This is a genomic window from Actinosynnema sp. NPDC059797, assembly GCF_042732085.1.
Classification (GTDB): Bacteria; Actinomycetota; Actinomycetes; order Mycobacteriales; family Pseudonocardiaceae; genus Actinosynnema.
On the sequence record NZ_JBHWIE010000060.1, the window covers coordinates 24441 to 33280 of the forward strand.

Sequence of the window (8840 nt, forward strand, 5' to 3'; positions counted from 1 at the left end):
GCCCGGCGGTCATGGCGCGGAAGGACATGGGGTCGAGGGTGGCAGCACCCCCGACCCCCGGCAAGCTCATCCCACGAAATGGACCCCTCAGGGGGACCCGAGGGCGTCGAGGAAGTCCGCCACCAGGTCCGCGGTGTCCTCGCAGCCCGCGGACACCCGCACCAGGCCCTCCGGCACCGGGTCGCCCCACTGGGCCCGCCGGTCCAGGGTCGTGTGCAGGCCGCCGAAGCTGGTGCTCGCGTAGACCAGCCGCGACCGCTTGAGGAACGCCTCGACCGCAGCGGCGTCGGCCAGCTCGAAGGTGAGCACCCCGCCGAACCGCCGCATCTGGCGGGCCGCCACCTCGTGCGCCGGGTCCTCCGGCGAACCCGGCCAGCGCAGGCCGGTGACCGCCGGGTGCCCCTTGAGCGCCGCGTGGAGCGCGGCGGCGTTCTCCGCCTGGCGGGTCAGGCGCAGGTCGAGGGTGCCCAGGCCGCGGTGCGCCAGCCACGCCTCGAACGGGCCCGGGATCGCGCCGCCGGTGGTGCGCGCCGACCGCACCCGCTCGGCCAGGTCCGGGTCCGCCGCGGAGACGTGGCCGAGCAGCACGTCGCTGTGCCCGGCGACCGCCTTGGTGTCGCTGCTGACCACGACGTCCGCGCCCAGCCGCAGCGGCTGCTGCCCGAGCGGCGTCGCGGTCGTGTTGTCCACCGCCACCAGCGCGCCCGCCGCGTGGGCCGCCTCCGCCAGCGCCTCGATGTCGCAGACGTCCAGGCCCGGGTTGGACGGCGACTCCAGCAGCACCAGCCTGACCCCGTCGAACGAGGGGTAGGGGCCCGCCGTGGGCGCCTCGACCACCGTCACCGGCATCTCGGCGACCAGGGTGCGGGTCAGGTAGTAGCCGTCGCCCGGCACGACGACGGTGTCACCGGGTTCGAGCACGACGCGCAGCAGCGTCGAGATCGCGGCCATGCCGGACGGGAACAGCACGGCCGTGCCGCCGTCCAGCTCGCCCAGCACCGCCTCCAACGCCCGCCACGTCGGGTTGTGCACGCGGCCGTAGGTGTCCTCGCCGCCCAGGTGGTAGGCCGAGGCGAACACCGGGCCCGCCAGGAACGGTTGGCCGGGCGCGCCGGGCGCGGAGTGCACGACCCGCGTGCCGTCGCCCCAGCCGGTCGCCGGTGTGCCGTTCGCCACAACGCCCTCGTTCCCGCTCACTGCCGTTCCGCCTTCCGCTCCCGCCCGAGCAACGCCGCCGTCAGCACGCGCGGGTCCATGCCCTCGTGGCACACCTGGTGCACGCCTTCCGTGATCGGCATGTCCACGTCCAGCCGCGCCGCCAGCTCCCGGATCGACGAGCACGACTTGACGCCCTCGGCGACCTGCCCGTGCGCGGCCTCCTGCGCCTGCGCGAGGGAGTCGCCGCGTCCCAGCCTCTCCCCGAACGACCGGTTGCGCGACAGGGGCGAGGCGCACGTGGCCACCAGGTCGCCCAGCCCCGCCAGCCCGGCGAGGGTCAGCGGGTCCGCGCCCAGCGCCTCGCCGAGCCGGGCGGTCTCGGCCAGGCCCCGGGTGATGAGCGAGGCCATCGTGTTGTCGCCGAAGCCCATGCCCGCGGCCATCCCGCAGGCCAGCGCGATCACGTTCTTGCACGCGCCGCCCAGCTCGCAGCCGACCACGTCCACGTTCGTGTAAGGCCGGAAGTAGGAGTTCGAACAGGCGTGCTGGAGGGCGACCGCGCGGTCGTGGTCGGTGCACGCGATGACCGTGGCGGTCGGCTGCTCGGCGGCGATCTCCCTGGCCAGGTTCGGCCCCGACACCACCGCGACCCGGTCCTCCGGCACGCCGGCGACCTCGCGGACCACCTCGCTCATCCGCTTGAGCGTGCCCAGCTCCACGCCCTTGGCCAGGCTGACCAGCGTGGCGTCCGCCGGCAGCAGGTCGCGCCAGCCGGTGAGGTTGGCGCGCAGCGTCTGGCTCGGCACGGCCAGCACCACGGCCTCCGCCCCGTCCAGCGCCTTGGCCGCGTCGGAGGTGGCGGACAGGTTGTCCGGCAGCGCGACGCCCGGCAGGTAGTCGGCGTTCACCCGGTCCTGGGCGATGGCGTCGGCGACCTCGGGCCGCCGCGCCCACAGCACCACGTCGGTGCCGGCGTCGGCGAGCACCTTGGCGAAGGCGGTGCCCCACGAACCGGCGCCCAGCACCGCGACCCGTTCCACGTCAGGCCTTCTTCGTGTAGAAGCCGTCGGGCGCCTGCTCCTGGCGGATGTCCGCGAGCAGGTCCTTCACCTCGCCCATCAGCAGGTCGGTCACCTCGCGCAGCAGGCCGAGGCTCTGCGGCCGCCCCCGGTACGCGGACAGGTCCACCGGCTCGCCGACCTTCGTCACCACGGTCTTGCGCGGGAACGGGCGGAACTTCTTCCGGTAGTGGTCGTAGAGGTCGCGGGTGCCCCAGCGGGCCGCCGGCACCACCGGGACGTCGTGCTCCAGCGCGAGCCTCGCCACCCCGGTCCGGGAGGCCATCGGCCAGCCGTCGGGGTCCCTGGTGATGGTGCCCTCCGGGTAGATGATCACGAGCATGCCCTGCTCCAGGGCTTCGTGGGCGGCGCGCAGGCTCTGCTGGGCGTCGGCGGTGCCGCGGTAGACGGGGATCTGCCGGGCGCCCCTCAGCACCGAGCCGAGCACCGGCACGTTCCACAGGCCGTGCTTGGCCAGGAAGTGCGGCACCCGGCCCTGCTTGTGGACGAAGACCGCGTCGTAGACCGGGTCGAGGTGGGAGACGTGGTTCATCACCACGAGCGCCCCACCCGTCCTCGGGACCCTCTCCCCGCCCTCGATGCGCCGCCGCGTCATCAACGCGGTGGAGGGGTAGAAGGCCACCGCCGCGAGCCCGACCCAGAAGCCGCCCTTCTCCTTGGCCACGTGCACTCCCTGCTGAAGTCGTGGACCCGGAGTCTTCCCCCGAGCCCCCGGCCAGGTCCAGCCGGCATCGGGGAGTATGGCGGGGTGGGAGCCGAAGTGGACCTGGTGGTGCCGGTCAAGACCCTGGACCGGGCCAAGTCGCGGCTGGTGGGGGCGCGCTTGGACCGGCCGGCGCTGGCCTTGGCGTTCGCGCTGGACACGATCGCGGCGGCACTGCCCGTCGCGAGGCGTGTGCTGGCCGTCACGTCGGACCCGGCGGTGGTGCTGGAGTTGCGGGCGCTGGGCGTCGAGTCCGCGGAGGGGCCCGAGGGCCTCAACGAGGCGTTGCGGTTCGGCGCCGCCGTGCTGCGCGAGCGCGACCCGGCGTCGGTGGTGGGCGCGCTCCAGGCCGACCTGCCCGCGTTGCGGACCGCGGAGCTGGCCCTCGCGGTGGCGTCGGCGCGCGGGCGGTCGTTCTGCCCGGACCGGCAGGGCACCGGGACGACGCTGCTGCTGTCGGAACCGGGAGGGCCGCTGGAACCCGCGTTCGGCGTCGGCTCGGCGGCGGCGCACGCGGCGTCCGGCGCGACCGCGCTGGTGGGCCCGTGGCCGTCGCTGCGGCACGACGTGGACACGGCGGAGGACCTGGACCTGGCGGGAACCCTCGGCGTCGGCCCGCGCACGGCGGCGGTCCTGAGCCCCGTCTGCTAGGGGAGCCGGTCGAGCGCGCCGCGCAGGAAGGCGTCACGGCGACCGGTGACCACCTCGGCGGTCAGGTCGGCGCGGCCCTGCTGGTGGATCGCCGGGAGCCACGTCGCCACGTCCACCGGCGTGCTCAAGGCGGCGACGGCGTCCCAGCGCGCGAGGTCGTCGGCGGGACCGGCCACCTCCTCCCACCCGCCGAGCACCTGCTCGGCCGCCGCCGGTCCCGCGAGCAGGGACGCGTCGCAGCGCAGGTTCCCGAGGTCCACGCCGGCCGCGCCGACCCCGCCGTACTCCCAGTCGACGAAACCCGCGAACGAGTCGCCGACCCACAGGGTGTTGCCCTGCCAGAGGTCGGCGTGCACGAACACGGTCCGACCGGTGGGCGCCGGCAGGGCGTCGACGCGCTCCCGCGCCTCGGTGAGCAGCGGCGAGGAGCCGTGCCGGGCCGCGGTGAACCCCGAGTCCGCCCCGTCGACGGACCACCGGCGCAACGGCAGGCCCGGTCCGGGAGCGGCTTCCACGGCGTGCAGGGCGGCGGCCGCGCGGCCCAGCGCCCGCATCCGGTCCGCCGACGGGCGCCTCGGGATCCGGCTGCTGCCGGGCAGCACCGTGGTCAGCACCGCGAGGCGGCCGAACGCCGCGCCGTCGAGGTCGGCGGCGATCAGCCGCGGCGTCGGCAGGTCGTGGCGACCCGCCAGGTCCAGGGCGGCGACCTCGGTCGCGAGCCGCTCGCACCCGCCGCGGTTCCCGGGCTCGGCCAGGCGCAGGACGGCGGCGCCCGCGGGGTTCTCGAAGCGGACCAACCACGGACCGCCGACCCGCAGGTCCCGGACGTCGACCACCTCCGCGCCGGGCGCCACCGCGCGCTCGGCCCACCTCAACACGGGTCCTGTCGCCATCACGCCACGCTAGCGGCAGTCGAACGGATCGCGCGGACGGCGGCGCGTGGCGCAGACTGCGGTGGTGGACGAACTCGACCCGGCATCGATGGGAGCGGTCCTACCCGATCGCCGGGTTCCACCGGCTGCGCGGCGGGCGCATCAGCGCGGCGAGGATCTACCGCGAGGACAGCGCCGAGATCGCCTGACCCGGCCGTCGCGAGACCCAGCCGACACGAGACCCAGCCGAGGCAGGATCCGGCCAGCACGGGATCCGGCCAGCACTGACCTTCCCGGTGGGAGACCGGCCCCAGTGAGACCCGGCCGGCGCGGTCTTGGCCGGCGCGTGGCCGTCCCCGCGCAAGACCCGCCCGCCACGAATCACCGGTGGGATCGCCGCAGCAGGCGTCCCCTCCAAGGGAACCCCTGCTTTCAGTCTGCCGGCTCGCACCGACAAGAACGCCGACCAGAACACCGACGGGAACGCCGCCGAGAACGGGGCCTCCGATCGGCTAGCGTTGTCCCGTGCCCGAGCAAGCGACCGTCAGCGCGCACCACCCGGATGGCGCAGCCACCGTCCTCCGGGACGACGGCGTGCTCGTCGACGTGCCCGCCGCCGCGGTCGCCGCCGGCGGTTGGCGCTCCCTGCGGCCCGGCCAGCGCGTGACCCTCGACCGCGACGAGGCCGGCGGGGTGCGGGCGCTGCTGCGGCCGGTGTGACGGGGAGTTCACCTCCCGGACCGCCTCGATCAGCGCGGACGTCGGCTTTCTGGGGAACAATGCGTTCGTGAGCACCGAGAACACCCCCGACCAGCCGGCGCCGCGGCGGCGCGCCCGAACACCCCGCGCCACCACCCCGTCGGCGAGCAGCGCGCGCCGCCGTCCCCGCCCGGCCACCCGCCGCAGCCCGGGGCGGACGACGACCCCTCCGCCCGCCGAGACGCCCGCACGGCCGTTCCCCAGCTCACCGCCCGCCGTCACCGCCACCGAGACCCAGGTCGACCTGCCCGACGACCGGTACTTCAACCGCGAACTGTCCTGGTTGGACTTCAACGCCCGGGTGCTGGCGCTGGCCGAGGACGCCTCCCAGCCGCTGCTGGAGCGGGCCAAGTTCCTGGCCATCTTCGCGTCGAACCTCGACGAGTTCTACATGGTGCGGGTCGCGGGCCTGAAGCGCCGCGACGAGACCGGGCTGTCGGTGCGCAGCGCGGACGGGCTCACCCCCCGCGAGCAGCTGTCCAGCATCTCCAAGCGCACCCAGGAGCTGGTCGAGCAGCACGCCAGGGCGTTCCTCGACCACGTGCAGCCGGAGCTGGAGAAGCACGGCATCAGCATCGTGAACTGGGCGCAGCTGACCGACTTCGAGAAGCTGCGCCTGTCGAACTACTTCACCGACCAGGTGTTCCCGGTGCTCACACCCCTCGCCGTGGACGCCGCGCACCCGTTCCCCTACATCTCCGGCCTGTCGCTTAACCTCGCGGTGACCGTGCGGGACCCGGAGGGCGGCGCGGAGCGGTTCGCCCGCATCAAGGTGCCGGACAACGTGCCGCGGCTGGTCCGCGTGGAGAACGACCGCACCAGCCCGACCGCGACGTTCCTGCCGCTGGAGGAGCTGATCGCCGCCCACCTGGGCGAGCTGTTCGCGGGCATGCAGGTGGTCGAGTGCCACGCCTTCCGGGTGACCCGCAACGCCGACCTGGAGGTCGAGGAGGACCAGGACGAGGACCTGCTCCAGGCGCTGGAGCGCGAGCTGGCCCGCCGCCGGTTCGGGCCGCCGGTGCGGCTGGAGGTCGCCGGCGACATGACCGAGCACATGCTGGAGCGCCTGCTGCGCGAGATGGAGGTCGACCCGGCCGACGTCGTGCAGGTGCCCGGCCTGCTCGACCTGTCGTGCCTGTGGCAGCTCTACAGCGTCGACCGCAAGCAGCTCAAGGACGCGCCGTTCGTGCCCGCGACGCACTCGGCGTTCGGCGAGCGGGAGACGCCCAAGAGCATCTTCGCCACCTTGCGCGAGGGCGACGTGCTGGTGCACCACCCGTACGACTCGTTCTCCACGTCCGTGCAGCGGTTCATCGAGCAGGCGGCGGCCGACCCGCGCGTGCTGGCCATCAAGCAGACCCTGTACCGCACCTCGGGCGACTCCCCGATAGTGGACGCGCTGATCGACGCGGCCGAGGCGGGCAAGCAGGTCGTGGCGCTGGTGGAGATCAAGGCGCGGTTCGACGAGCAGGCCAACATCAAGTGGGCGCGGGCGCTGGAGAAGGCCGGCGTGCACGTCGTCTACGGCCTGATGGGGCTGAAGACGCACTGCAAGACGTCGCTGGTGGTGCGCCAGGAGGGCTCGCGGATCCAGCGGTACTGCCACATCGGCACCGGCAACTACAACCCGAAGACCGCCCGGCTGTACGAGGACATCGGCCTGCTGACCGCCGAGCCGACCATCGGCGCGGACCTGACCGACCTGTTCAACGTGCTCACCGGGTACGCCCGGCAGGACCACTACCGCAGCCTGCTGGTGGCGCCGTACGGCGTCCGGCGGGGCATCGTGGAGCGCATCGGGCACGAGATCGAGCTGGCGCGGGCCGGGCAGCCCGCGGGCGTGCGCATCAAGGTGAACTCGCTCGTGGACGAGGAGGTCATCGACTCGCTGTACCGGGCGTCGCAGGCGGGCGTGCCGGTGGAGGTGGTGGTGCGCGGGGTGTGCGCGCTGAAGCCCGGCATCAAGGGGCTGTCGGAGAACATCCACGTGCGCTCGATCCTCGGGCGGTTCCTGGAGCACTCGCGGGTGTTCCACTTCGCCGGCGCGAGCGAGCACTGGATCGGCAGCGCCGACATGATGCACCGGAACCTGGACCGGCGGGTCGAGGTGTGCGTGCGGGTGACCGACCCGAAGCTGACCCGGCAGCTCGACGCGATGTTCGAGTCGGCGCTGGAACCCACCACGCGGTGCTGGGTGCTCCAGCCCGACGGCGAGTGGGAGGCGTCGCCCGCGGACGGCAGCCGGGTGCGCGACCACCAGACCGAACTGCTCCGCCGCCACCGCTCGCTGGGGTGAACCGTTGATCAGGGCTGCCGGCGCCGTGCTGTGGCGCGAGGGTTCCGTGGCGGTCGTGCACCGACCGCGGTACGACGACTGGTCGTTGCCGAAGGGCAAGCTGGACCCGGGCGAGACCGTGCCCGCCGCGGCGGTGCGGGAGGTGTGGGAGGAGACCGGGTTCCGGTCCGTGCTGGGGCGGCACCTGTGCCGGGTGTCGTACGAGGTGGCGGCCGGGCCGAAGGTCGTGGACTACTTCGGCGCGCGGGCCGCGTCGGGGGCGTTCTCGCCCAACGACGAGGTGGACGAGCTGCGGTGGGTGCCGTTCGAGGAGGCCTCGGACCTGGTCAGCCACGACACCGACCGGGCCGTGCTGAAGGCATTCCTGTCCGCGCCGGCCGACCTGGCCCACGTGCTGCTGGTGCGGCACGCCAAGGCCGGCAAGCGGGACAACTGGCCCGGTGACGACGACCTGCGCCCGCTCAGCCAGGCCGGGTGGCGGCAGGCCGCGGGACTGCGCTCGCTGCTGCCGCTCTGGGCGCCCTCGCGCGTCCACTCGGCGCCCCGCGTGCGCTGCGTGGAAACCGTCCAGGGCGTGGCGGACGACCTCGGCACGGCCGTCCTCCTGGAGCCGCGCCTGTCCGAGGAGGGCTACTGGCCCGACCGGGAGGCGGCCCTGGTCCGCTTCCTGGAGATCGCCGACGGCGCGGGCACCCCGGTCGTCTCCAGCCAGGGCGGCGTCATCCCGGACATCGTCTCCACCCTCGCCGACCTGGGCGGCCTCACCCTGGACGGCACCCCCTGCAAGAAGGGCAGCACCTGGCTCCTGGCCTTCCGCCGCCCGGCCCCGGGCTGGTCCACATCGGACTCGCACACCGCCTGGCCCCGCCTGGTCGCCGCCCACTACCTCCCCACCGCCCTGCCCACCCCCCACCCCTGACCCCGCGTGTCCTCCGGTCGGGCATCGCGTGTCCTCCACTCCGGCACCGCGAACCTGCCGGCGGCGCGCCACGAGTAGGCCGCCCGGGTCGCGGTTGGGCCGGTCGGGTCACGGCCGGCGCCGGCACGGGACCGTGCGCTCACGCCGGTGCGGCCAAGTGGTGGGTTCGGCGTGCCCGACCGCGCGACTCGCGATGCCTCACCGGACGACACGCGATGTCCGGCTGGACGACACGCGATGCCTGAGTGGAGGACATGCGCGGTCTTGGGGGTTGGGTTCGCGGGGGCTGAGCGCATGACTCGCGAGGGGGGAGCGCATGACTCGCGCGCTTGGGGGTATGGGTAGGGCCCGGTGCGCGTCCGCACCGGGCCCTGAGGTCAGGTGAGGCCGTGTTCACCGGCCT

Annotated in this window: 8 protein-coding genes; 4 read left to right on the forward strand and 4 right to left on the reverse strand. The window is 74.2% G+C overall.

Annotated features, from left to right (window positions below; genetic code table 11):
* Positions 1-87: 87 nt before the first annotated feature.
* From ACFV4N_RS17335 to ACFV4N_RS17345, 3 genes are read right to left on the reverse strand one after another with little or no spacing between them, the layout of a single operon-like run.
* Positions 88-1176 carry a cystathionine gamma-lyase gene (locus tag ACFV4N_RS17335; RefSeq protein ID WP_499673537.1) on the reverse strand — a complete coding sequence of 363 codons (1089 nt, stop codon included), beginning with the start codon at positions 1174-1176 and terminating at the stop codon, positions 88-90.
* A gap of 17 nt (positions 1177-1193) precedes the next feature.
* Positions 1194-2198 (reverse strand): NAD(P)H-dependent glycerol-3-phosphate dehydrogenase, encoded by a 1005-nt coding sequence (locus ACFV4N_RS17340; protein WP_499673538.1) that lies wholly within the window; start codon positions 2196-2198, stop codon positions 1194-1196.
* 1 nt (position 2199) lies between these two features.
* On the reverse strand, positions 2200-2901 hold the full coding sequence (locus ACFV4N_RS17345) for a lysophospholipid acyltransferase family protein (protein WP_499673539.1): 702 nt from the start codon (positions 2899-2901) through the stop codon (positions 2200-2202).
* A gap of 84 nt (positions 2902-2985) precedes the next feature.
* On the opposite strand from ACFV4N_RS17345, the gene cofC reads away from it, so the two are divergent.
* A complete protein-coding gene (gene cofC / locus ACFV4N_RS17350) occupies positions 2986-3591 on the forward strand; it encodes a 2-phospho-L-lactate guanylyltransferase (RefSeq protein WP_499673540.1) in 606 nt (201 codons plus the stop codon).
* Here cofC and ACFV4N_RS17355 read toward each other — a convergent pair.
* Positions 3588-4484: a phosphotransferase family protein gene (locus ACFV4N_RS17355; RefSeq protein WP_499673541.1), complete on the reverse strand. Its 897-nt coding sequence runs from the start codon at positions 4482-4484 to the stop codon at positions 3588-3590. The two genes, cofC and ACFV4N_RS17355, sit on opposite strands and share 4 nt — an antisense overlap.
* 504 nt (positions 4485-4988) lie before the next feature.
* Here ACFV4N_RS17355 and ACFV4N_RS17360 point away from each other — a divergent pair.
* The 3 genes from ACFV4N_RS17360 to ACFV4N_RS17370 all read left to right on the forward strand — a co-directional run bounded on the left by ACFV4N_RS17360 (position 4989) and on the right by ACFV4N_RS17370 (position 8437).
* The gene (locus ACFV4N_RS17360; protein ID WP_499673542.1) at positions 4989-5183 is read left to right on the forward strand and encodes a hypothetical protein; all 195 of its coding nucleotides are present in this window, start codon (positions 4989-4991) and stop codon (positions 5181-5183) included.
* A 67-nt stretch (positions 5184-5250) separates the two neighbouring features.
* Positions 5251-7518, forward strand: a complete 2268-nt coding sequence (locus ACFV4N_RS17365) for an RNA degradosome polyphosphate kinase (RefSeq protein ID WP_499673543.1) — start codon at positions 5251-5253, stop codon at positions 7516-7518.
* A 7-nt stretch (positions 7519-7525) separates the two neighbouring features.
* Positions 7526-8437, forward strand: a complete 912-nt coding sequence (locus ACFV4N_RS17370) for an NUDIX hydrolase (RefSeq protein ID WP_499673544.1) — start codon at positions 7526-7528, stop codon at positions 8435-8437.
* Positions 8438-8840 lie beyond the last annotated feature (403 nt).